Source organism: Streptomyces sp. NPDC051567, assembly GCF_044454165.1.
In the GTDB taxonomy this organism is placed as follows: domain Bacteria; phylum Actinomycetota; class Actinomycetes; order Streptomycetales; family Streptomycetaceae; genus Streptomyces.
In genome coordinates, this window is record NZ_JBITDK010000009.1 from 196,269 (window position 1) to 218,688 (window position 22,420).

The 22,420-nt window shown below is 74.4% G+C and carries 17 protein-coding genes; 6 read left to right on the plus strand and 11 right to left on the minus strand.

What is annotated here, in order from left to right:
• Window positions 1-5 precede the first annotated feature (5 nt).
• The 8 genes from ftsW to rsmH all read right to left on the minus strand — a co-directional run bounded on the left by ftsW (window position 6) and on the right by rsmH (window position 10,815).
• On the minus strand, window positions 6-1,367 hold the full coding sequence (gene ftsW / locus ACIA5F_RS13630; protein WP_399352282.1) for a putative lipid II flippase FtsW: 1,362 nt from the start codon (window positions 1,365-1,367) through the stop codon (window positions 6-8).
• 68 nt (window positions 1,368-1,435) lie between these two features.
• The gene (murD, locus tag ACIA5F_RS13635; RefSeq protein WP_399352284.1) at window positions 1,436-2,860 is read right to left on the minus strand and encodes a UDP-N-acetylmuramoyl-L-alanine--D-glutamate ligase; all 1,425 of its coding nucleotides are present in this window, start codon (window positions 2,858-2,860) and stop codon (window positions 1,436-1,438) included.
• Window positions 2,842-3,912: a phospho-N-acetylmuramoyl-pentapeptide-transferase gene (gene mraY, locus ACIA5F_RS13640; protein ID WP_399352286.1), complete on the minus strand. Its 1,071-nt coding sequence runs from the start codon at window positions 3,910-3,912 to the stop codon at window positions 2,842-2,844. The genes murD and mraY overlap by 19 nt, the downstream gene beginning before the upstream one ends.
• Window positions 3,909-5,333, minus strand: a complete 1,425-nt coding sequence (gene murF / locus ACIA5F_RS13645) for a UDP-N-acetylmuramoyl-tripeptide--D-alanyl-D-alanine ligase (protein ID WP_399352288.1) — start codon at window positions 5,331-5,333, stop codon at window positions 3,909-3,911. The genes mraY and murF overlap by 4 nt, the downstream gene beginning before the upstream one ends.
• Entirely contained in the window at window positions 5,330-7,024 is a 1,695-nt protein-coding gene (locus ACIA5F_RS13650; protein WP_399352291.1) for a UDP-N-acetylmuramoyl-L-alanyl-D-glutamate--2,6-diaminopimelate ligase, read from the minus strand. The genes murF and ACIA5F_RS13650 overlap by 4 nt, the downstream gene beginning before the upstream one ends.
• 49 nt (window positions 7,025-7,073) lie before the next feature.
• Entirely contained in the window at window positions 7,074-9,053 is a 1,980-nt protein-coding gene (locus ACIA5F_RS13655; RefSeq protein ID WP_399352293.1) for a peptidoglycan D,D-transpeptidase FtsI family protein, read from the minus strand.
• A gap of 153 nt (window positions 9,054-9,206) precedes the next feature.
• Window positions 9,207-9,836, minus strand: a complete 630-nt coding sequence (locus ACIA5F_RS13660; protein ID WP_399352295.1) for a hypothetical protein — start codon at window positions 9,834-9,836, stop codon at window positions 9,207-9,209.
• A 19-nt stretch (window positions 9,837-9,855) separates the two neighbouring features.
• Complete coding sequence (rsmH, locus tag ACIA5F_RS13665; protein WP_399352297.1) at window positions 9,856-10,815, minus strand: 16S rRNA (cytosine(1402)-N(4))-methyltransferase RsmH; 960 nt, start codon at window positions 10,813-10,815, stop codon at window positions 9,856-9,858.
• A gap of 350 nt (window positions 10,816-11,165) precedes the next feature.
• On the opposite strand from rsmH, the gene ACIA5F_RS13670 reads away from it, so the two are divergent.
• The 4 genes from ACIA5F_RS13670 to ACIA5F_RS13685 all read left to right on the plus strand — a co-directional run bounded on the left by ACIA5F_RS13670 (window position 11,166) and on the right by ACIA5F_RS13685 (window position 16,720).
• The gene (locus ACIA5F_RS13670; RefSeq protein WP_399352299.1) at window positions 11,166-11,780 is read left to right on the plus strand and encodes a beta-class carbonic anhydrase; all 615 of its coding nucleotides are present in this window, start codon (window positions 11,166-11,168) and stop codon (window positions 11,778-11,780) included.
• Window positions 11,781-11,916: 136 nt separating this feature from the next.
• Entirely contained in the window at window positions 11,917-12,927 is a 1,011-nt protein-coding gene (locus ACIA5F_RS13675) for an AAA family ATPase (RefSeq protein ID WP_399352301.1), read from the plus strand.
• Entirely contained in the window at window positions 12,927-14,291 is a 1,365-nt protein-coding gene (locus ACIA5F_RS13680; RefSeq protein ID WP_399352302.1) for a DUF58 domain-containing protein, read from the plus strand. Before ACIA5F_RS13675 ends, ACIA5F_RS13680 begins: the two co-directional genes overlap by 1 nt.
• Window positions 14,288-16,720, plus strand: a complete 2,433-nt coding sequence (locus ACIA5F_RS13685; RefSeq protein ID WP_399352304.1) for a transglutaminaseTgpA domain-containing protein — start codon at window positions 14,288-14,290, stop codon at window positions 16,718-16,720. Before ACIA5F_RS13680 ends, ACIA5F_RS13685 begins: the two co-directional genes overlap by 4 nt.
• A 367-nt stretch (window positions 16,721-17,087) precedes the next feature.
• Here ACIA5F_RS13685 and ACIA5F_RS13690 read toward each other — a convergent pair whose 3' ends face one another.
• The 3 genes from ACIA5F_RS13690 to ACIA5F_RS13700 are packed head-to-tail and all read right to left on the minus strand — an operon-like array spanning window position 17,088 to window position 20,649.
• Window positions 17,088-17,735, minus strand: coding sequence for a TetR/AcrR family transcriptional regulator (locus tag ACIA5F_RS13690; RefSeq protein ID WP_399352306.1), 648 nt, complete (start codon window positions 17,733-17,735; stop codon window positions 17,088-17,090).
• Window positions 17,736-17,765: 30 nt separating this feature from the next.
• A complete protein-coding gene (locus tag ACIA5F_RS13695; RefSeq protein WP_399352308.1) occupies window positions 17,766-19,850 on the minus strand; it encodes a YhgE/Pip family protein in 2,085 nt (694 codons plus the stop codon).
• A complete protein-coding gene (locus ACIA5F_RS13700; RefSeq protein ID WP_399352309.1) occupies window positions 19,822-20,649 on the minus strand; it encodes an ATP-binding cassette domain-containing protein in 828 nt (275 codons plus the stop codon). Before ACIA5F_RS13700 ends, ACIA5F_RS13695 begins: the two co-directional genes overlap by 29 nt.
• 315 nt (window positions 20,650-20,964) lie before the next feature.
• On the opposite strand from ACIA5F_RS13700, the gene ACIA5F_RS13705 reads away from it, so the two are divergent.
• Window positions 20,965-21,474 carry an SAV_6107 family HEPN domain-containing protein gene (locus ACIA5F_RS13705; protein ID WP_399352310.1) on the plus strand — a complete coding sequence of 170 codons (510 nt, stop codon included), beginning with the start codon at window positions 20,965-20,967 and terminating at the stop codon, window positions 21,472-21,474.
• A 72-nt stretch (window positions 21,475-21,546) separates the two neighbouring features.
• A complete protein-coding gene (locus ACIA5F_RS13710; RefSeq protein WP_399352312.1) occupies window positions 21,547-22,305 on the plus strand; it encodes a methyltransferase in 759 nt (252 codons plus the stop codon).
• Window positions 22,306-22,420: the final 115 nt, after the last annotated feature.

Below are 22,420 nucleotides of genomic sequence, written 5' to 3' on the forward strand. Positions count from 1 at the left end.
GAATTTCACCGCTCTCCGGACGGACGCTTCTTGACGCGCCGTCTCATCGACTTCCATCTCACCCCGGTCCGCTTCCAGCCGGACTTCGGCTGCCGCATCGCGAGGGCCGCGCGCGCCGCCGGTTCCTCCCGCGCGAAGGCGATGAGCAGTCCGACCGCGAACATGGTCGGCAGCAGGGCCGACCCCCCGTAGGAGAACAGCGGGAGCGGAACCCCGGCGATCGGCAGCAGACCGAGCACCGCACCAATGTTGATCACGGCCTGGGCCGTGATCCAGGTGGTCACGCCTCCCGCGGCAAACCGTACGAAGGAGTCCTCCGTGCGTCCGGCCACGCGGATACCCGCATAGCCTAGAGCCGCGAACAGGGCGAGTACCGACAGCGTCCCCGCCAGACCCAGTTCCTCACCGGTGATGGCGAAGATGAAGTCTGTGTGGGCTTCGGGTAGTTGCCCCCATTTTTCCACACTGGCGCCCAGACCGGAACCGAACCAGCCGCCGGATGCGAGCGCGTAGATTCCGTGGACGGCCTGCCAGCACAGGTCGTTCCTGCCCGGTTCGGTCGCGCCGAGGCAGGCGAGCCGGTCCATCCGGTGCGGGCTGGTCCGGATCAGCAGGGCGACGATCACACCCGCGAAGGCCAGGACCCCCACGAACATCCGGGTCGGGGCCCCCGCGAGCCACAGCAGCCCGAACAGGATGGCGCCGAGGATCATCGCGGTGCCCATGTCCCCGCCCAGCATGATCAGTCCGAGCAGCAGGAAGGCGACCGGGACCAGCGGCACCAGGAGGTGCTTCCACTGGCTCAGCAGCCCCTTGTCGCCCTTGCGGGCCAGCAGGTCGGCGCCCCACAGGATGAGCGCGAGCTTGCCGAACTCGCTGGGCTGGAGCATGAACGGGCCGCCGAGGGAGATCCAGTTCTGGTTGCCGTTGATGGCCACGCCGATCCCGGGGACCTGCACCAGGACCATCAGGAAGAGCGTGCCGGCCAGCACCGGGTAGGAGAGCGCCCGGTGCAGGGTGACCGGCATCCGGGAGGCGGCCAGCAGCAGGGCGCCGCCGATCAGGGCGGCCAGCAGCTGCTTCTTGAAGAAGTACGCGTCACCGAGGCCGAGCTCCAGTGCCTTGATCATGGAGGCCGAGTAGACCATCACCAGGCCGAGCACGGTGATGAGCAGCGAGCTGCCCAGGATCAGGTAGTACGCGGTGAGCGGACGGTCCCAGGCCTTGAGCAGCCGCCGCCGGACACGCCTGAGCCGGGCCGGCGGGCCGTGCCCGGCGGCCCGCTCCGCGCCCTGCGCCGGGCGCTTGCGGCCCTGCGCCCTGAGGGCGGACGGCCGCCGCCCCGGCAGCATCTGCTTGGCCGGCATCTGTGATCTTCCCCTCCACTCGTACGGGGCGAGCGGCCGGCCGGAGGGAACCGCCCTGGGGCCCGGACCTAGCTCCCGTCGGCCAGTTCGCGCACCGCGTCGGCGAACGCGTCCCCGCGCTTGTTGTAGTTCGCGAACATGTCCATCGAGGCGCAGGCCGGTGCCAGCAGGACCGTGTCGCCGGGCTCGGCGAGCCCCGTCGCCGCCCGGACCGCCGCGAGCATGGCCCCAGTGTCGGTCCGGTCGAGGTCGACGACCGGGACCTGCGGGGCGTGTCGCGCCAGTGCCTCGGCGATCAGCGCCCGGTCGGCGCCGATCAGCACGGCGCCGCGCAGCCGCTTCGCCGACTTCTCCACGAGCTCGTCGAAGGTCGCGCCCTTGGCGAGGCCGCCCGCGATCCAGACGACCGGTTCGAAGGCCGCGAGGGACGCCTCGGCGGCGTGCGTGTTGGTGGCCTTGGAGTCGTCGATGTACGTGATCCCCGCCACCTCGGCCACGTGGGCGACGCGGTGGGCGTCGGGGCGGAAGTCGCGCAGACCGTCGCGGACCGCGCGCGGCGTCACGCCGAAGGCGCGGGCCAGGGCCGCCGCGGCGAGGGCGTTGGCGATGTTGTGCGGGGCGGGCGGGTTGACGTCCGTGACCTCGGCGAGTTCCTGGGCGTTCTTGTGCCGGTCCGCCACGAAGGCGCGGTCGACGAGGATGCCGTCCACGACGCCGAGCATGGAGGGGCCGGGGGCGCCGAGGGTGAAGCCGATCGCCCGGCAGCCCTCCTCGACGTCCGCCTCCACCACCAGGTCCTCGGTGGCCCGGTCCGCCGCGTTGTAGACGCAGGCGACCGTGTTGCCCTCGTAGATCCGGCCCTTGTCGGCGGCGTACTCCGCCATCGTGCCGTGCCAGTCGAGGTGGTCCGGGGCCAGGTTGAGGACGGCCGCGGAGTGGGCGCGCACCGAGGGCGCCCAGTGCAGCTGGTAGCTGGAGAGTTCGACGGCGAGGACGTCGTGGGTCTCCTCGCCGAGGACCACGTCGATGATCGGGGTGCCGATGTTGCCGACGGCGGCGGTCCGCAGACCGGCGGCGCGCAGGATGGAGGCGAGCATCTGGGTGGTGGTGGTCTTGCCGTTGGTGCCGGTGACCGCGAGCCAGGGGGCGGCGTTCTCGCCGCGCAGCCGCCAGGCGATCTCCACGTCCCCGACGACCTCGACCCCGGCCGCCGCGGCGGCGGCGAAGAGGGGGCTGCCGGGCTTCCAGCCGGGGGAGGTGACGACGAGGTCCGTGTCCTCGGGGAGGGTGTCGGCGTCGCCGAGGCGTACGGAGATCCCCGCGGCCCTGAGTCCGTCGGCCCGCGCGTGGTGCGCCTCGCTGTCGCCGCCGTCGACGACGGTGACCGAAGCGCCGAGGCCGGCCAGGGCGCGGGCGGCGCTGGCGCCGCTCACGCCGAGACCGGCGACGGTGATGTTGCTGCCCTGCCAGGGGGTCACTTGTCGGCTGCCCATCCCGCGTAGAAGATACCGAGGCCCACGATGACGCACATGCCCTGGATGATCCAGAAGCGGACCACGACAAGGACTTCGGACCAGCCCTTGAGTTCGAAGTGGTGCTGGAGCGGTGCCATCCGGAAGACGCGTTTGCCGGTCATCTTGAAGGAGCCGACCTGGATGACGACCGACATGGTGATGAGGACGAAGAGGCCGCCGAGCAGGGCGATCAGGAACTCCGTACGGGAGCAGATCGCGAGGCCGGCGAGGGCGCCGCCCAGGGCCAGCGAGCCGGTGTCGCCCATGAAGATCTTGGCGGGCGAGGTGTTCCACCACAGGAAGCCGAAGCAGGCGCCCATCAGGGCGGAGGCGACGACCGCGAGGTCGAGCGGGTCGCGCACCTCGAAACAGGCGCCCGGGTTGGTCAGGTTCAGCGCGTCGGAGCAGGACTCCTGGTACTGCCAGACGCCGATGAAGGTGTAGGCGCCGAAGACCATCACGGCGGCGCCGGTGGCCAGGCCGTCGAGGCCGTCGGTCAGGTTCACGCCGTTGGACATGGCCAGGATCATGAACAGGGCCCAGACCACGAACAGGACGGGGCCGATCGACCAGCCGAAGTCCGTGACGAAGGAGAGCCTGGTGGAGGCCGGGGCGAGGCCGCGCGCGTCCTTGAACTGGAGCGCGAGCACCGCGAAGGCGACACCGACGATCAGCTGTCCGGACATCTTGGCCTTGGCCCGCAGACCCAGCGACCGCTGCTTGACGATCTTGATGTAGTCGTCGAGGAAGCCGACCAGGCCCATGCCCGCCATCAGGAAGAGGACGAGCAGGCCCGACGCGGTGGGATCACTGCCCGTGATGACCTTGGTCAGGGCGTACGCGATGAGCGTGGCCAGGATGAAGGAGATGCCGCCCATGGTGGGCGTGCCCTTCTTCCCGGCGTGGCCGCGGGGGCCGTCGTCGCGGATGAACTGGCCGTAGCCCTTGCGGGCCAGACCCTTGATCAGCAGCGGGGTGCCGATGAGGGTGAGGAAGAGTCCGATGACTCCGGCGAACAGGATCTGCCTCATCGGTCGGCGACCTCGCCCTCGCGCTCCAGCAACGCCAGCGCGACCCGCTCCAGCCCGATCGACCTGGAAGCCTTCACCAGCACGACGTCACCCGGGCGCAGTTCACTGCGCAACAGGTCGACCGCCGCCTGCGCGTCGGACACGAGCACCGACTCCTCACCCCACGAACCCTCGTTGTATGCGCCCAGTTGCAGCCAGGACGCTTCCCTGCCCCCGACTGCGACGAGTTTGCTCACGTTGAGCCGGACGGCGAGCCGTCCCACCGCGTCGTGCTCGGCCAGCGAGGCGTCACCGAGCTCGGCCATGGGGCCGAGCACCGCCCACGTGCGTCCCCCGTTCGCCCTGGCGGCGCCGCCCATCGCGGCGAGTGCGCGCAGAGCGGCCCGCATGGACTCGGGGTTCGCGTTGTAGGCGTCGTTGACGATCGTCACACCGTCCGCCCGCTCGGTGACCTCCATCCGCCACCGGGAGAGCGTGCCCGACCCGGAGAGCGCGGTGGCGATCTCGTCGACGGACATGCCCAGGACATGGGCGACGGCGGCTGCGGCGAGCGCGTTCGACACGTGGTGCTCACCGTACAGCCGCATGGTCACCTCGCCGCACCCGGTAGGGGTGTGGAGCGTGAAGGCGGGCTGTCCGCCGGGGGTCAGCCGGACCTCGGTGGCGCGTACGTCGGCGTCCCCGGCCTCGCCGAAGAGGACCGTACGGGCCTTCGTGCGGGCGGACATCGCGCGCACCAGCGGGTCGTCGGCGTTGAGGACGGCGATCCCGCCCTCGGCCTCCGACGGCAGGGCCTCGACCAGTTCGCCCTTGGCCCGGGCGATCTGTTCCCGGCCGCCGAACTCGCCGATGTGGGCGGTGCCGACGTTGAGCACGAGGCCGATGCGCGGCGGGGTCAGGCCGGTGAGGTAGGCGATGTGGCCGATGCCCCGGGCGCCCATCTCCAGCACCAGGTGGCGGGTCTCGGTGGTGGCCCGCAGGGCGGTGAGCGGCAGGCCGATCTCGTTGTTGAGGGAGCCCGGGGTCCACACGGTGGGCGCGTGGGCCTGGAGCACCTGGGCGATGAGGTCCTTGGTGGAGGTCTTTCCGGCGGAGCCGGTCAGGGCCACCACGTCGGTGCCGAGGCGTTCGACGACGGCGCGGGCGAGGGCGCCGAGCGCCTTCTCGACGTCGGGGACGACGACGGCGGGCACGCCGACGGGCCGGGCCGCGAGGACGGCCACCGCGCCCGCGGCGACCGCGCGCCCGGCGTAGTCGTGGCCGTCGACGTGTTCGCCGTCGAAGGCGACGAAGAGCGAGCCGGCCTCCACCTGGCGGGAGTCGATGACGACGGGTCCGCCGATCCGCACCGCCGTATCCGGTATGTCGTGGGGCCGCCCGCCGGTGATGTCGGCGATCTCGGCGAGGGAGAGGTCGATCACTGGTTCACCTCGGCCTGTCGGGCCTGCTGTTGCCTGCGTTCGATCGCGGCGCGGAGCACCGCGCGGTCGTCGAAGGGGCGTACGACGCCCGCGGTGTCCTGGCCCTGTTCGTGGCCCTTGCCCGCCACCAGGACGGTGTCGCCGGGCTCGGCGCGCGCGACGGCGGCGGCGATGGCCGCCGCCCGGTCGGCGTCGACCAGGACGGTGGCGCGCCCGGCGGCCGGGACGGAGACGGCGCCTTCGAACATCGCGGCGAGGATCGCGAGCGGGTCCTCGGAGCGCGGGTTGTCGGAGGTCAGGACGGCCGTGTCGGCGTGCCGGGCGGCGGCGGCGCCCATCGGGGCGCGCTTGGTGACGTCGCGGTCGCCGCCGCAGCCGAGCACGATGTGCAGCCGGCCCTCGGTGACCTCGCGCAGGGCGCGCAGGACCGATTCGACGGCGTCGGTCTTGTGCGCGTAGTCGACGACGGCGAGGTAGGGCTGTCCCGCGTCGACCCGCTCCAGCCGGCCGGGGACCCCGGGGACCGCGGCGACGCCGTCGGCGGCGGTCTGCGGGTCGATTCCGGCGGCGGCGAGGGTGACGATCGCGGCGACGGTGTTGGCGACGTTGAACGGGCCGGGCAGCGGGGCGGTGGCCCGTACGCGCTGTCCGGCGGGGCCGCTGAGGGTCAGGGTGGAGCTCGCGGGGCCGAGGACGACGTCCTCGGCGCGCCAGTCGGCGGCCGGGTCGCCCTCGGCGGAGAAGGTGACGACCGGGACGACGGCCTCCTTGGCGAGCCGGCGGCCGTGCTCGTCGTCCAGGTTGACCACGCCGAGGCGGGTGCGGGCCGGGGTGAAGAGTTCCGCCTTGGCCTGGAAGTAGTCCTCCATGCCGGAGTGGAACTCCATGTGCTCCGGGCTCAGGTTGTTGAAGACGGCGACGTCGAAGACGCAGCCGTCGACGCGGCCGAGGACCAGGGCGTGGCTGGAGACCTCCATGGCGACGGCCTCGACGCCGCGTTCGCGCATGACGGCGAAGAGGGCCTGGAGGTCGGTGGCCTCGGGCGTGGTGCGCTCGGACTTGATGCGTTCGTCGCCGATGCGCGTCTCGACGGTGCCGACGAGTCCGCTCGCCCGTCCCGCGGCGCGCAGGCCGCCCTCGACGAGGTAGGCGGTGGTGGTCTTGCCGGAGGTGCCGGTGATGCCGATCTGGAGCAGGCCCTCGCCGGGGTGGCCGTAGATCGCGGCGGCCAGCTCGCCCATCCGGGCGCGCGGGTCGGCGACGGTCAGGACGGGCAGCCCGGTCGCGGCGGCGCGCGGGGCGCCCGCCGGGTCGGTCAGCACGGCGGCGGCGCCGAGGCCGGCGGCCTGGGCGGCGAAGTCGGCGCCGTGGAGCCGGGCGCCGGGCAGGGCCGCGTACAGGTCTCCGGGGCGGACCGCGCGGGAGTCGTGCGTGATGCCGGTGACCTGGGCGGCGCCTGGGGCGGGGAGACCCAGCAGGGCGGCCAGCTCACCGAGGGGGATCGGGTGGGCGGACGCGGGCCGGGGGGCTCCCGGCGGCGCTGCCGGGGCGTCGTTCCGGGCGGTTCTGGGCTGATCAGCGTGGGGCACGGCGGTGAGCGTACCGGGCGCGGCCGGGCGCTCGCGAAGCGAGGGCCCGGCCTCGGAGCCGGTGGCCGACTGGTTCCCGGGTTCGGGGGTGATCGTTGTCACGGTGATGGTGCCTCACGCGTTTCTGGGGCGGGCCGTGCGGGACGGCGGGTCACGGAGCGGCCTGCGGGCCGGGCTCGAAGGTGACCGGGAGTCCGGCGGGGGCGGTTCCGGTAGGGGCGACCTGGAGGGTCTTGAGGGCGAACTCCATGACTTTCTTGTAGATGGGGCCGCAGATCTGGCCGCCGAAGTAGCTGCCCTTGGTGGGGTTCTGGATGGCGCAGTAGACGGTGACGCGGGGCTTGTCGGCGGGGGCGAAGCCGGCGAAGGAGGCGGTGTAGCCCTTGTAGCGGCCGGTGGCCGGATCCACCCGGTTGGAGGTGCCGGTCTTGCCGCCGACCCGGTAGCCGGGGATGCGGGCCCTGGTGCCGGTGCCCTCCTGGTCGTCGACGACGGATTCGAGCATCTGGGCGAGGGTCTTCGCGGTCTCCTCGCTGATCACGCGGTTCTGCGCGGGGGCCGGGGCGGGGGTGAAGCGGCCGTCGGGGCCCTTGGTGCCGCGGACCAGGGTCGGGGTGATCCGGACCCCGCCGTTGGCGACGGTCGAGTACACGGAGGCCGCCTGCATGGCGTTGACGGACAGGCCCTGGCCGAAAGGGATCGTGTACTGCTGGGAGGTGGACCAGGACTGGGGCGGGGCGAGGATGCCGCGGGACTCGCCGGGGTAGTTCAGGCCGGTCGGGCGGCCGATGCCGAAGGTGTCCAGGTAGGAGTGGAGGACCTTGTTGGCCTCGGTCTGGGTGGCGCCGAGCTGGCCGGTGGCGAGGATGGTGCCGATGTTGGAGGACTTGGCGAGGACCCCGTTGAGGGTCAGGTACCAGGTGGGGTGGTCGACGTCGTCCTTGAAGAGGCGGTCGCCCCGGTGCAGGCGGTTGGGGACGGTGACGTGGGTGTCGGGGGCCGCCTTCTTCTCCTCCAGGACGGCGGCCATGGACACCACCTTGGCGGTGGAGCCGGGTTCGTACACGTCCTGGAGGGCGGCGTTGCCCAGGGCGGCGGGGCTGGCCCGGGTCAGGTCGCCCGGGTCGAAGCCGGGGGCGTTGGCCATGGCCAGCACCTCGCCGGTGAGGGTGTCCTGGACGATGACGTAGCCGCGGTCGGCCCCGGACTTCTGGACCTGTTCGGTGATGGCGCTCTGGGCCGCCCACTGGATGTCGCGGTCGATGGTCAGCTCGATGTCGTCGCCGGGGACGGCGGGCTTCTCACTGGAACCGGCGGTGGGGACCCGCCGGCCGCCGGACTGGGCGTAGGTGACCTTGCCGTCCTTGCCGGACAGCTTCTTGTCGAGGGCGGACTCCAGGCCGCCGCCGCCCTTGCCCTCGGAGTTGACGTAGCCCAGTATCCCGGCGGCGAGGTCGCCGCCCGGGTAGACGCGTTTGCTGCTGTTCTGGTGGAAGATCCCGGCCAGGACGTTGGCGCCGGGGCCGCCCTTCTTCTTGTCGGCCGACGCCTTGTCCGCGAAGACCCGCTTGAGGTCCTTGATCTGGTTCCAGACCTGGGGGGTCTGGCGGTGGGCGAGGACGACGTACCGGGTGTGGGGGGTCCTGAGCCGGTCGGCGAGGCGTTTGGCGTCCGTGGCGAGGATGGGCGCGAGGAGGGCGGCGGCCTGTTCGGGGGCGTCCGGGGCCTTGCTGTCCTGCGGGGTGAACATCTTCGGGTCGGCGGTGATGTCGTAGGCGTCGACGCTGGTGGCGAGGGCCACGCCCCGGCGGTCGGTGATCTCTCCCCGTTCGGCCGCCAGGGTGACGCTGGTGTAGCGGTTCTTGGACGCCTCGGCGGAGTAGGCGGAGGCGTCGACGGCCTGCACCTGGAGGAGGCGGACGACGAAGGCGAGCATGACCAGGGTCAGGCCGAAGCCGACGAGGCGCAGCCGGGGCCGGGGGCTGCCGAGCCGGATGGTGTGGGGGGTGCGGGGGGCCGTCGGGCGCCGGGTCGCGGGCCGCGAGGCCGGGCGGGTCCGGTCGCGTTCCCCGGGCCGCCGGGATGCGGCGGGGGCCGGTACGCGCCGCCCGGGCGGGTCCTTCGGGGTCACGCGCCCGCCTCCCGCCACGGCCGCGGCCGGGCCGCCGCGGGCGGGACCGGGCCGGTCAGGGGGTGGCGGCCGTGGTCCGCGTCCGGCCTCGCGGGGCCGCGCGGCGGAACCTGTGCCGCGCACGCCGGCGAGGCTGAAGAACGGGTCACCACGTCACCTGCCTGGGTTGGGGGTGGGCTGCTGGGGGACGGCTCCCGGACCGGGCACGCCACCGGCCTGCGGGGACGGCTCCGCCACGGGCGCCGCGGACGCCGGTGGCGCGGCGGCCGGTACGGAGGACTGCGGCGCCGGGGGCTGCGCGGGGGACGACGGGGCGGCGGACGGCGGGGCGGGCGGGGCCTCGGCCTCCGCCGCCGTGCCGGTGACCTTGCCGTCCGGGCCGAGGAAGACCGGGCTGCCGCCCGGCACCAGGCCCAGTTCCCGGGCCCGGCGCTGGAGGGCCTCGGGGGCGGAGTAGGCGTCCACGTCCCGCTGGAGCGCCTGTTCCTCGTCGGTGAGGGCGGTGGTCTCCTTCTTCAGCTTGCTCAGCTGGAAGGAACCTTCGTTCAGCGCCGAGTTCAGCAGCAGCAGGCTGATCAGGCCGCCGCCGAGGAGGGCGACGACCAGCAGGACGAACGGCATCCGGGCCGCCTGCCCGACCGCGCCGCGCGGGGCGCCGGAGCGGGCGCCCAGCACCCGGCCCAGGCGGGCCGCCGGGGAGCGGGCGCCCTTCCCGGCGCGGGTCGCCGCCGCGGTCCGCGCGTCCTTGCCGGCCGCGCCGCCGGGGCGGGCCGTCCCGCTCACCGGATTCCCCGTACCGCGCTCACAGGCGCGCCTCCCTGATCCGCTCGACCCCGCGGAACCGGGCCGGGGCGGCCCGCCGGTTCTCGGCGATCTCCTCCTCGGTCGGCAGCTCCGCGCCGCGCGTCAGCAGCTTCAGCTTCGGCTGGTACTTCTCCGGGACCACCGGCAGGCCGGGCGGGGCGGTGTTCGCCGCGCCCGCCGCGAAGACCTGCTTGACCAGGCGGTCCTCCAGCGAGTGGTAGGAGAGGACCGCGATCCGGCCGCCGACCGCGATCCGGTCCACGGCCGCCGGGATGGCCCGCTCCAGACCCGACAGCTCGCCGTTGACCTCGATGCGCAGCGCCTGGAAGGTCCGCTTGGCGGGGTTGCCGCCGGTCCGCTTGGCCGCCTGCGGCAGGGCGTCGCGGATCAGCTCGACCAGGCGGGCGCTGTCGGTGAAGGGTTCGCCCACCCGCTCGCGCACGACCGCCGAGACGATCCGCTTGGCCTGCTTCTCCTCGCCGTACTGGCGCAGGATGCGGACCAGCTCGCCGGGCGCGTAGGTGTTCAGGACCTCGGCCGCGCTGATGCCCGTGCTCTGGTCCATGCGCATGTCCAGCGGCGCGTCCTGCGCGTACGCGAACCCGCGGTCGGCCTCGTCGAGCTGCATGGAGGAGACGCCGAGGTCGAAGAGGACGCCCTGGACGGCCGGGATGCGCAGCCCGTCCAGGACCTCGGCCAGGTCGGCGTAGATCGCGTGGACGAGGGTGGCGCGGTCGCCGAAGGGGGCGAGGCGTTCGCCGGAGAGCCGCAGGGCCTCCTTGTCGCGGTCGAGGCCGATCAGGTGCGCCTCGGGGAACCGAGTCAGCAGGGCCTCGCTGTGCCCGCCGAGGCCGAGGGTGCAGTCGACGACGACGGCCCCGGGCCTCTCCAGTGCCGGGGCCAGCAGGTCCAGGCACCGCTGGAGCATCACCGGGACGTGTCGGGACTCGCTAGTCAAAGCGCCCTCTCAGATAACGGCGCGGCAGACGTACGCACCGCCGGGTCCCGTCCCGCCCCGAAGGGGGCCGGTCCGCCGGCGCCGGGGAAGGGGCGCCGGCCGGCCGGTGGGCGGGAGAGGGCCGGGCCGTACGTGCGCGCCGCGCACGCGGAGTTCATTGGTCAGGGGGCCGGGCGGCCGGTCAGGGCCGGGCTCCGGCCGGTTCTCGTCACTTTAGTGCAACGGTCGCCGGGGTCAACGAACCGGCCCGCGCGCCGTGCGCGCCACCTCCACCGAACCGACAAAAGCCGCGAATCACCCGGATGGCCGTAGCCTCCTCCGCCCTGTGGGTTAGCTCACAACCTGACTTGTTGACCTTCTTTGTCCACTCCCGCTCCCTGCCTTTACGAGCGGTGACCACTACCGTCGTATCCATGACGACTTCCGCATCCCTGCCTGCCAAGTCCCCCACCGAGGCATCCGGCGGCGGTTCCGTCACCGACCGCCTGGTCGAGGCGAACCGCGCCTACGCCGCGAAGTTCGCCGATCCCGGCATGGACGCCCGCCCCGTCCTCCAGGTGGCCGTGGTGGCCTGCATGGACGCCCGGCTCGACCTGCACGCCGCCCTCGGCCTGGAGCTCGGCGACTGCCACACCGTCCGCAACGCGGGCGGTGTCGTCACCGACGACACCATCCGCTCCCTCACCATCAGCCAGCGCGCCCTCGGCACCCGCGCCGTGATACTCATCCACCACACCGGCTGTGGCCTCGAAAGCCTGACCGAGGACTTCCGGCACGAGCTGGAGGACGAGGTCGGCCAGCGCCCCGCCTGGGCCGTCGAGGCCTTCCGGGACGTGGACCAGGACGTCCGCCAGTCCATGCAGCGGGTCCGGACCAGCCCCTTCCTCCCCCACACGGACGATGTGCGAGGCTTCGTCTTCGACGTGCACACCGGGCTCCTGCGGGAGATCGATCCCGCCTGTTGAGTGACACCGGACCGGCACGCCGTCAAGAACGCGCGCGGACGCCGCCCGGGGCCTCCCCGGGGCGGCGTCCGCGTATCGGGGTGGGCCGGTCGCGCGCCAGGTGGCGTCGGCCCGGGAAAGGGCCGAGGAGAACCAGGTGACCACGTACGACGAGCGAGCGGACCTCGCGGATCTGACCAGCACGGCGGAACGGGTGCGCCACTCGGTCGAGAGCGTGATCGAGGGCAAGCCCGAGGTCGTCCGCCTCGCCCTGACCGTGCTGCTCGCCGAGGGACACCTGCTGATCGAGGACGTCCCGGGCGTCGGCAAGACCATGCTCGCCAAGACGCTCGCCCGGTCCATCGACTGCTCGGTGCAGCGCATCCAGTTCACCCCGGACCTGCTGCCCTCCGACATCACCGGCGTCAGCATCTACGACCAGCAGCTCCGCGAGTTCGAGTTCAAGCCGGGCGCCATCTTCGCCCAGATCGTCATCGGCGACGAGATCAACCGCGCCTCCCCCAAGACCCAGTCCGCGCTGCTGGAGTCGATGGAGGAGCGGCAGGTCACCATCGACGGCACCACCTACCCGCTGCCCAGCCCCTTCATGGTCGTCGCCACCCAGAACCCGGTGGAGATGGAGGGCACCTACCCGCTCCCCGAGGCCCAGCGCGACCGCTTCATGGCCCGCGTCTCCGTCGGCTACCCCGGCCCCGAGGCCGAGCTGCGGATGCTCGGCGTGCACGGCGGGCGCTCCCCCCTCGACGGGCTCCGGGCCGTCGCCCACGCCGACGAGGTCGTCAAGCTGATCGAGACCGTCCGCGAGGTGTACGTGGCCGAGGCCGTCCGGCGGTACGTCGTCACCCTCGTCTCCGCCACCCGCGTCCATCCCGACCTGCGCCTGGGCGCCTCCCCCCGCGCCACCTTGCACCTGCTGCGCGCCGTGAAGGCGTCCGCCGCGCTCGCCGGACGCGACTACGTCCTGCCCGACGACGTCCAGGAGCTGGCCGGACCGGTCCTCGCGCACCGGCTGCTGCCCACCACGCAGGCCCAGCTGAACCGGCGCACCGCCGAGGAGGTCGTCGCCGACATCGTCCGCCGCACCCCGGTGCCCGCCACCCAGACCCGCGGCGGGACGCCGCCCGGCGCGGGCGTCCGGGGCCTGTGATGGCCGCCGGTGCCCCGCGCGGCGCCGGCGGCGGGGACGGCCGGGGCGGCGGGCTGCGCGCCTCGCTGTCCGGGCTGACCACCCGCGGCCGGTCCTTCCTGGCCGCCGGGGTGGCCGCCGCCCTGTGCGCGTACGTCCTGGGCCAGGGCGAGCTGCTCCGGGTCGGGCTGCTGCTCGCCACCCTGCCGCTGGTCTGCGTCCTCGCCCTGCACCGCACCCGCCACCGGGTCTCCGGGAGCCGACGGCTGACCCCGGGACGGGTGCCCGCGGGCGCCGAGGCCCGGGTGCGGCTGCGCCTGGACAACGTCTCCCGCGTCCCCACCGGCCTGCTGATGCTCCAGGACCGGGTGCCCTACGTGCTGGGGCCCCGGCCCCGCTTCGTCCTGGACCGGGTCGAGCCCGGCGGGCGCCGCGAGGTCTCCTACCGGGTCCGCTCCGACCTGCGCGGACGCTACCCGCTGGGCCCGCTCCAGCTCCGGCTGGGCGACCCCTTCGGGATGGTCGAGCTGACCCGCTCGTTCCGTACGTACGACACGCTCACGGTCGTCCCGCGCACCGAACCCCTGGCCCCGCTCCGCCTCGGCGGGCAGGCGTCCGGCCACGGCGACGGCAGCCGCCGCTCGCTCGCCCTGGCCGGTGACGACGACATGATCCCGCGCGGCTACCGGCGCGGCGACGACCTGCGCCGGGTCCACTGGCGCTCCACCGCCCGCTACGGGGAGCTGATGGTCCGCCGCGAGGAGCAGCCCCAGCGCAGCCGGGCCACCGTCCTGCTGGACACCCGGCGGATCGCGTTCGAGGGCGCGGGACCGGATTCCGCGTTCGAGTGGGCGGTCTCGGGGGCCGCCTCGGCCGTGGTCCACCTGATGGAGCAGGGGTTCTCGGTCCGGCTGCTGACCGACACCGGGGACACGGCGGCCCCCGCGGGCCCCTCCTCCGGCGGGCAGGAGTCCGCGGAGGGCGCCGCTCTGATGCTGGAGACCCTCGCGGTCGTCGGCCACTCCGACGGCGCCGGGCTCTCCCGGGCCTACGACGCGCTGGGCGGCGGCTTCGGCACGGACGGCGGTGACGGGCTCCTCGTCGCCTTCTTCGGCGAGCTGGACGACGCGCAGAGCGAGCTGGCGGCCAGGATGCGCCGGCGCAGCGGCGCGGCCGTGGCCTTCGTCGCGGACCGGACGGACCCCGTAAACCGGACGGACCACACGGACCGGGCTGACCGGGCTGACCGGGCGGAGCCGCTGCGGCGGCTGCGCGACGCGGGCTGGACGGCGCTGGCCGTCCCGCCCGGGGCGGCCTTCGGCGAGCTGTGGCTCCGGGCCGGGGACGCCCCGACGGCCACGGGAACCCCGGGAGGACGACGATGAGCGGGCAGGTCAGACTGACGTGCTTCGCCGCGCTGGCGACCCTGCTCACCTCCTGGTCGCTGGCCCCGCTGGTGCAGTCGTCGGCCTGGCTGCTCCAGGCGGCCCTGCTGCTGTGCGCGCAGAGCGCGGTGGGGGCCGGGGCCCGGCGGGTGCCGCTGGCGCGGTCACTGACCGTGGCGACGCAGCTGCTGGTCTCGTTGCTGCTGCTGGTGTTCCTCTTCGCCGGGAAGGGCGAGTCCACCGGGAACGGGCCGTCGGCCTACCTGGTGACGGACTTCGGCGCGCTCTTCCGGCAGGGCGCCCTGGACGTGGGCGAGTACGCGATCCCGGCCCCGCTGACGGACGGCATCCGGCTGCTGCTGCTCTGCGGGGTGCTCCTGATCGGGCTGCTGGTGGACCTGCTGGCGGTGACGGTCCGTACGGCCGCCGCGGCCGGGCTGCCGCTGCTCGCGCTGTACTCGGTGGCCGAGGGCCTCTCGGGCGGCGGCGGGACCTCCTGGCTCTCCTTCCTCCTCGCGGGCTGCGGCTACCTGGTGCTGCTGCTGGCCGAGGGCCGGGACCGCCTCGCGCAGTGGGGCCGGGTCTTCGGCGCGGCCCCCGGCGGCCGGACCCCGGCCGCCCCGGCCCGGGGCGGGCCCGGCGCGGACCGCCGGGTGAAGGCCCCGGTCCGTACCGGGCGGCGGATCGGCGCGGTGGCGCTGGGCCTGGCGCTGGCCGTCCCGGCGGCGCTGCCCTCGCTCGGCGGCGGGGTGCTGGGCGAGCGGGGCGGCGAGGCGGGGACCCCGGGCACGGGGACCGGGGGCGGGTCCTCGGTCAACCCGCTGGTCTCCCTCCAGAGCAGCCTGAACACGCAGGACAACCGGGTGGTGCTGAAGTACCGCACGGACAGCCCGGACGCGGCCGAGCAGTACCTGCGGATACTGGCGCTGGACGAGTTCAACGGGGTCCGGTGGGAGGCGTCCGGCCGACCCCTGACCGAGGTCCCCGACCGGCTGCCGGCCCCGCCCGGCCTCGGCGGCCCGGTCCGGGACACCGCGTCGGAGGTGCGGACCAGCATCTCGGCGGCGGACACCTACACCCAGCGCTACCTGCCGATGCCGTACCCGGCGACGGCCGTGGACATCGACGGGCGGTGGCGGTTCGAACCGGTCGGCCGGACCCTGGTCGGGGACCAGACCGGCAAGGACCGGTTCCAGAACGTCCAGGGCGCCATGTACACGGTACGGAGCCTGCTGCTGCGGCCGACGGCGCAGCAGCTGCAGAACGCCCCGGCGCCCGATCCGGCCGTCCGGGCCGAGTACACGAAGGTCCCGGACACCCTGCCGCCGGTGGTCGCCGAGACGGCCCGCCGGATCACCGAGGGCGCCAGGGACGACTACACGCGGGCGGTGCGGCTCCAGGACCACTTCGCCGTGAGCGGCGGCTACCGCTACAACACGCGGACGGCCTCCGGCTCCGGTCCGCAGGCGGTCGCCCGGTTCCTGGCCGAGAAGGAGGGCTTCTGCGTCCACTTCGCGTTCTCGATGGCGGCGATGTCCCGCACCCTGGGCATCCCGGCGCGGGTCGCGGTGGGGTTCACCCCGGGCGAGAAGCAGCCGGACGGCAACACGAACGTGACGATGCGCGACGCCCACGCCTGGCCCGAGCTGTACTTCGAGGGCGTGGGCTGGACCCGGTTCGAGCCGACCCCGAGGTCGGGGATCAACGTGCCGGACTACTCCCGTACGCAGGCGCCCCCGTCCCAGCCGTCCGCGCCCGCGCCGCTGCCCTCGTCGGGCGTCTCGCAGCCGGCCCCGGCCCCGTCGCGGGCCGACGCGTGCCCGCCGGAGCTGAAGAAGCTGGGCGAGTGCGGGACCCCGCCCGCCGCGCGGGGCTCCGCGTCCGGCGGCGGGCCTTCGGTGACGGCCGTCCTGGGCTGGGCCGGGATCGCCCTGGCGGTGGTGGTCCCGCCCTTGCTGCCGCTGCTGTGGCGGACCAGGGTGCGCTCCCGCCGGCTGGGCTCCGGGCAGGTCCTGGCGGCCTGGCGGGAGCTGGGCGACGCCGCCTGGGACGTGGGCGTCGCCCCGGACCCGGCGCTCTCCCCGCGCCGGGCGGCCGAACGCCTCGTGGAGCTGGGCGCCCTGGAGCCGGAGGCGGCCGGGGCGGTGCACCGGGTCGCGGACGCGGTGGAACGGGCCCTGTACGCGCCCCCGGCCACGGGTCCGGGCACGGGCTCCGCTGACGAGGGCCTGGCCGCCGACGTGCTGCGGGCCCGCGCGGGGCTGCTGGCCGGGGCGGAGCGGCGTACGCGGCTGCGCGCCCTGCTGGCCCCGCCCTCGGCGGCGCGGGTCCGGTGGGCGGTCGCGGACCGGCGCTCGGCACTGGCCTCGGCGGTCTCCGCCCGGCTGGCCGCCGCCCGGCTCCGCCTCTCCCCCCGGGGACGCGGCTGACCCACCGCACCGCCCGGACCGGGAAGGTGACGGGCCGGGGCGGCGGGCCGGAGTGGCGGGCACGGGAACGTGCCGGGCCTGTCGCCCCGGGAACGCGCGAAGGCCGGTGCGGCGGGCCCGGAGGACCGGGCCCGCCGCACCGGCCTTCCGCGTCGGCGGCTCCCGGTCCGCCGCCCGGTGGCGGGGAAGGAGGTGCCCGGTCCGCTCCGCAGCCCCGTGCCGGCGGTGCGGACCGGGTCCCCCGTCCGTGGCCGGGCGCGCGGACGCCCTGGCGGGCCCCACCAGTTGTACGGGCCGCCGCGCCCCGGCGGCACCGCCGACCGGGGTACGGCGGCGCGGGCGCCGGGGAGCAGGCGCCGGGGAGCGGTCAGCGGTTGCCGCTGACCCGGCCCCGCAGCAGCAGCGACAGCGCCGAGTGGACGTCGTCGAGGGACCGCTCGCTCTGGAACGACTGCCAGTCCAGGGCGGCCACCAGCACCATCCCGACCATCGCGGCGGCCGTCAGCGGCACGTCGATCTCCGCGCTCAGCTCACCGCGCTCGACCCCCTCGCGGAGCACCGTCTCCACGACGGCCACCGCCTCCTGCCGCACCACCATCAGCGTCGACTGCCACGCCCGGTTGGTCCGCCACAGCTCGGCGACGTACAGCTGGGTGAAGGCCGGGTAGCGGTCGATGAAGACGAGCCCGGCCCGGATCATCGCGTCCAGCGCCTCGACCCGGCTGCCGCCCCGCGCCTCCGTCTCCTCGGCCGCCGTCCGCAGCGAGGCCGTCAGCAGCCCGACGCCGTGGCGCAGCAACTCCTCGAAGAGGTCGTTCTTGCTCGCGAAGTTGTAGTAGACGGTGCCCTTCGCCACCCCCGCCCGTTCGGCGATCTCGTCGACCGTGGTCGCGGAGAACCCCTGTTCGGCGATGAGGGTGACGGCCGCTTCGTAGAGCTTCTGCCGGGTGGCCCGGCGCCGGCCGCTGCCGGTGCCCGTACCGCCGGTGCCCGTACCGGTGCTGCTGCTATCCATGGCGCTGATTCTCACAGGTCATCAGATCCCCTACAGGCTCAGTTCCGGGTGCAGCCGGTCCATCGTCCACACCTGCTTGCCGCGGGTGGCGAGCGCCGTGAGGGCGAGGGCGCCCGCGGTGAAGGCCGCCAGGACCGCGCAGCCCTGCCAGACCGGGGTCAGCTCGCCCCCGGTGATGAGCCGTCGCAGGCCCTCCACCACGTACGTCATCGGCAGGTAGGGGTGGACGGCGTTGAAGAAACCGGGACTGGTCTGAACGGGGTACGTGCCGCCCGCCGAGGTCAGCTGGAGCATCAGGACGGCGAGGACCAGGATGCGCCCGGCGGCGCCGAACTTGGCGTTCAGCCACTGCACGATCGACGCGAAACAGCCGGTGACCAGGGCCAGGAAGGCGACGGTGAGGGCGGGCCGGGCCATCTCCAGGCCGAGTCCCCAGTGGAGCACGGACATCAGCGCGCCCACCTGGAGGACGCCGAGGCCCGCCACGGGCAGCCAGCCCGCGAGGGCGACCCGCCAGGGCGAGGCGCCCGCGGCCAGGGCCCGCCGGTTGAGCGGGGCGATCAGCATGTAGGCGACCATCGCGCCGACCCACAGGGAGAGCGGGATGAAGTACGGGGCGAAGCCGGTGCCGTAGTTGGGCGCCTTGTGCAGGGACTCGCTGGCGAGCTGGACGGGGTCGGCCATGACCTGGGTACGGGCCTCGCGCTGCCGCTGGTCGTAGTCGGGGATCTTGCCGACGCCCTCGTGCAGCCCGCCGGCGAGTTCGCCGGAGCCGTCGACCAGCTTGAAGATGCCGCCGTCGAGGCTGTGCGCGCCGTCGCCGAGCTTGCCGACGCCCTGGCCGAGGGCGGCGGAGCCGGTGGAGGCGGAGCCCAGGCCGGTGCGGAGCTGGGCCATCCCGGTGGCGACCTGGCGGGCGCCGGCGTTGAGGGCGTCGACCTTGGCGACGGCCGCGTCCAGGTCGGCGGAGAGGCCGGGGGCCTTCGCGGCGACGTCACGGGCCTGGCGTTCCAGGTCGGTCAGGTGCGTGCGGAGCGTGCCGAGATCGCCGTCGGCCCCCTTGATCACGGTGCTGACGCCCCCGGCGAGTCCGGCGGCCTCGGCCGCGTCGTCCTTGACCTTCTTCAGGTCGGGGCAGGCGGCGGGGACCGGCTGGGCGCCACCGGTGCAGGTCCGCGCGTAGACGTCGGAGGCGCCGGTGGCGACCCGCTGGGTGACGGTGGCGGCGGCCGGGGCGTTGCGGGCGAAGGCGTCCAGGTGGCCCTTGACGGTCTGCGCGGTGTCGGCGACCAGCTCGGCGGTGTCGGCGAGCCGCTGGGGGTCCGTGAGGAAGGGGCGGGCCTTGCCGGCGGCGCCGTGGACCTTGTCGGCGAGGGTCTGGGTGCCGGCCGCGATGTCCTTGGTCCCGGCCGCCAGCTTGCCGGCGGCCGAGTCGAGCTTCTGCAGGCCGCCGGTGAGCTCGCCGCTCTTGCGCTGGGCGGTGTCGAGGCCGTCGGCCAGTTCCTTGGCGCCCTGCTGGGCCTTGCCCGCGCCGTCCTTGAGCCGGTCGGCGCCGTCGGCGGCCTCGGCGGTCTTGTCGTGCAGGTCGGAGAAGGAGACGAAGATCTTGTCGAGGAAGCCCCGGGAGGCGTCGGTGGACGCCGCCGTGCGGACCTCGGCGAAGACGGTGCGCGAGATCGAGCCGACGATGTAGTTGTTCGCGTCGTTGGTGCGGACCTGGAGGGCCCCGGTGGCGGGGTCCTCGCCGGAGCTGGAGGCGATCTTCTCGCTGAAGTCGGCGGGCATGGTCAGGGAGAGGTAGTACGTCCCGTTCTCCAGCCCCTCGGCCGCCTCCTTCCCGCTCACCTCGCGCCAGTCGAAGGTCTTGCTGTCGCGGAGCTTGCGGGTGATCTCGTCACCGGCGTCGACGCGCTCGCCGTCGACGGTCGCGCCCCGGTCGGCGTTGACGAGGGCGACGGGAACCTTGTCGAGGCGGCTGTACGGGTCCCAGAAGGACCAGAGGTACAGGGCGCCGTAGAGCAGCGGCAGCAGGAGCAGCGAGACGAGGGCGGCCCGGGGGAGCTTCCCCCGCCCGAACCGCTTCATCTCAAGCGCGGCCAGCTTCGGCGAGCGCATCGTCCGCCCCCTTCGTGTGCGTGTCGGTCCGTGTGCCGTCGGCGGTGGTGGCGGCGGGGTCGGTGGTGGTCGTGCCGGACCCGGGTCCGGCGGTCCCCCCGGGGGCCGTGGCGACGGTGCGCAGGACCGTCACGCCCTCGGGGGCCTCGCTGGAGACCGCCAGGACGGTGGTCCCCCGGGCCGCGACGGAGCGCAGCAGGGCCCAGGCCTCGGCCCGTTCGGCGTCGGAGAGCTTGAGGTCCAGGTCGTCCAGGGCCAGCAGCCCCGGGGAGCCCAGCAGGGCGATGGCCAGCGACAGCCGGACGTACTCCAGCCGTTCCAGGTCCCGTACGGAGGTACGCGGGCCCTTGGGCAGGGTGTCGAGGTCCAGCTCGACGGCGGCCAGGGCCCGGGTGACGCGGGCCGCGGCCCGCTCCCGGCACTCGCGGGGGCGCAGCAGGGCCCGCACCGGGCTGTCGTAGCGGCGCTGGAGCAGGGCGCCCTCGCGCAGTTGCTCGGCGACGGTGAGGGCCTGGTCGAGGTCGTTGACGCCGGGGACCGGGCCGAGGGCGGCGATCCCGCGGACCGCGGACATCCGCTTCGGCAGCCGGTGGGGGCCGATCTCGGCGTGGCCCTCGGTGGGCTTCATCCGGCCGGTGAGCGCGAGGAGCAGGCAGGTCCGGCCGCTGCCGGAGGGGCCTTCGATGACGATGAGCGAGCCGGGCGCCGCGTCGAGGCCGATGCCCCGGAAGGCCCAGCCGCGCGGGCCCTTGAGTCCGAAGCCCTCGGCTCTGACGGCCGCACCGTGCGGGCTGTCCACGCCGTCCCCCCTCTTTTTGAACTGACCGGTCAGTTCAAAAACTAGCAGCCCCCGGCGCACCCGGTGGGCGACGGGGGGCAGTTACCGCGGCAGGAACCGCGAAAGCCCAGGTCAGCGCGATTGTCAGTGGGGCCCGTCACGATGGACACCGACACAGCGGTCAGGACCCGCACCGAACCGGCCCCACCACCCCCGAACCGACCGGCCACACCCGGCCGAACAGCCCGAACGGCCCGCACGGCCCCGGGCACGGCACGCATACCGCACGGCACCACCCGCACGGCACACGCACCGCCCGCATCGAGGAGGTTCGTCATGGCCACACCGTCCCCGCACCCGTACCCCACCCCCATGGCTCCGCCGTGGGGTGACCCCGCCGCCGCCCGCGCCCTGCTCGCCAAGGCCCGCGGCGGCCTGGCCGAGGCCGCGCGGCTGCCCCGGCCGGGCGAGCGGTACGCCACCGCGCACCTGGCCGCGCTGCGCGCCGCCGCGGCCGTGCTCGCCGCGCACGGCCGGCCCGAGCCGGTGCGGCCACGGCGGCGCCCCCGGATACGCAGCGCGTGGGAGGTGCTGCCGGAAGTGGCTCCGGAGCTGGCCGGGTGGAGCGCGCTGTTCGCCTCCGGCGCAGCCCGCCGGGCCAGGGCCGAGGCCGGGATACCGGACGCGGCGACCGACCGGGACGCGGACGACCTGATGCGCGCCGTCTCGACGTTCCTGCGGCTGGTGGAGCGGTTGCTCGCCCTCCCGCCGGTGGCCCGCACGGCGCCGCCGGAGCCGCTGCGGGCCGTCCCGCCACCGCCTCCGGAGCGCCCGGACGCGCGATGAGCTGCGCGGCAGCCGGAGGCCATAGGGTGGGCCCGGACCGCTCACCCTTACCGCGCCGAGGAGCCATCAGCCGTGTCGGACACTTCCCGCCCCCGTGCCTCCCTCCGCACCGCCGTGGTGTGGGAGGTCCTCAAGGAGGCGCTCGACCGCCGGGCGAAGGCGACCGGGCGGGACGGGCTGGACGTGCTGGACACCGGCGGCGGCACCGGAAAGTTCGCCGTGCCGGTGGCCCGGCTGGGCCACCGGGTGACCGTGGTCGACCCCAGCCCCAACGCGCTGTTCGGGCTGGAGCGCCGGGTCTCCGAAGCCGGTGTCGCCGACCTGGTCCGCGGTGTCCAGGGCGACGCCCAGGGCCTGCTCGACGTGGTCGACCGGGAGGCGTACGACGTGGTGCTCTGCCACGGAGTGCTGGAGTACCTGGACGACCCGGCCGAGGGCGTGGCCAACACGGTCGCGGCCCTGCGCCCCGGCGGCACGCTCAGCCTGCTGGCCGCCGGGCTCGGCGGCGCCGTCCTCGCCCGCGCGCTGGCCGGGCACTTCACGGAGGCCCGCACCGCGCTCACCGACCCGGCCGGCCGCTGGGGCTCCGGCGACCCGGTGCCGCGCCGTTTCACCGCCGACCAGCTCTCCGCGCTGGTCGGCGGCGCCGGCCTGGAGGTCGGCCCGGTGCACGGCGTCCGGATCTTCGCGGACCTCGTCCCCGGGGTCCTGGTGGACACCGAGCCGGGCGCGGTCGAGGCGCTGCTGCGTCTGGAGGAGGCCGCCGCCGAGCTGCCCGCCTTCCACGCCGTCGCCACCCAGCTGCACATCCTGGGCGGAAAGCGGAGCTGATCCTCGCCTTCCGGCGGACCGGGTCGCTCTCCGACCCTCCGCTTCGCCGGAGGGCATCGTATGATCGTGGACAGTGACCGGCATGGTGCACGGACCATCGGGGAATAAGCGCCTC

Bases quoted from the DNA above. Each gene is read 5' to 3' on its own strand.
- ftsW (WP_399352282.1), bottom strand. From the start codon at position 1,367: ATGCCGGCCAAGCAGATGCTGCCGGGGCGGCGGCCGTCCGCCCTCAGG.
- murD (WP_399352284.1), bottom strand. From the start codon at position 2,860: ATGGGCAGCCGACAAGTGACCCCCTGGCAGGGCAGCAACATCACCGTC.
- mraY (WP_399352286.1), bottom strand. From the start codon at position 3,912: ATGAGGCAGATCCTGTTCGCCGGAGTCATCGGACTCTTCCTCACCCTC.
- ACIA5F_RS13680 (WP_399352302.1), top strand. From the start codon at position 12,927: ATGGCCGCCGGTGCCCCGCGCGGCGCCGGCGGCGGGGACGGCCGGGGC.
- ACIA5F_RS13685 (WP_399352304.1), top strand. From the start codon at position 14,288: ATGAGCGGGCAGGTCAGACTGACGTGCTTCGCCGCGCTGGCGACCCTG.
- ACIA5F_RS13690 (WP_399352306.1), bottom strand. From the start codon at position 17,735: ATGGATAGCAGCAGCACCGGTACGGGCACCGGCGGTACGGGCACCGGC.
- ACIA5F_RS13695 (WP_399352308.1), bottom strand. From the start codon at position 19,850: ATGCGCTCGCCGAAGCTGGCCGCGCTTGAGATGAAGCGGTTCGGGCGG.
- ACIA5F_RS13705 (WP_399352310.1), top strand. From the start codon at position 20,965: ATGGCCACACCGTCCCCGCACCCGTACCCCACCCCCATGGCTCCGCCG.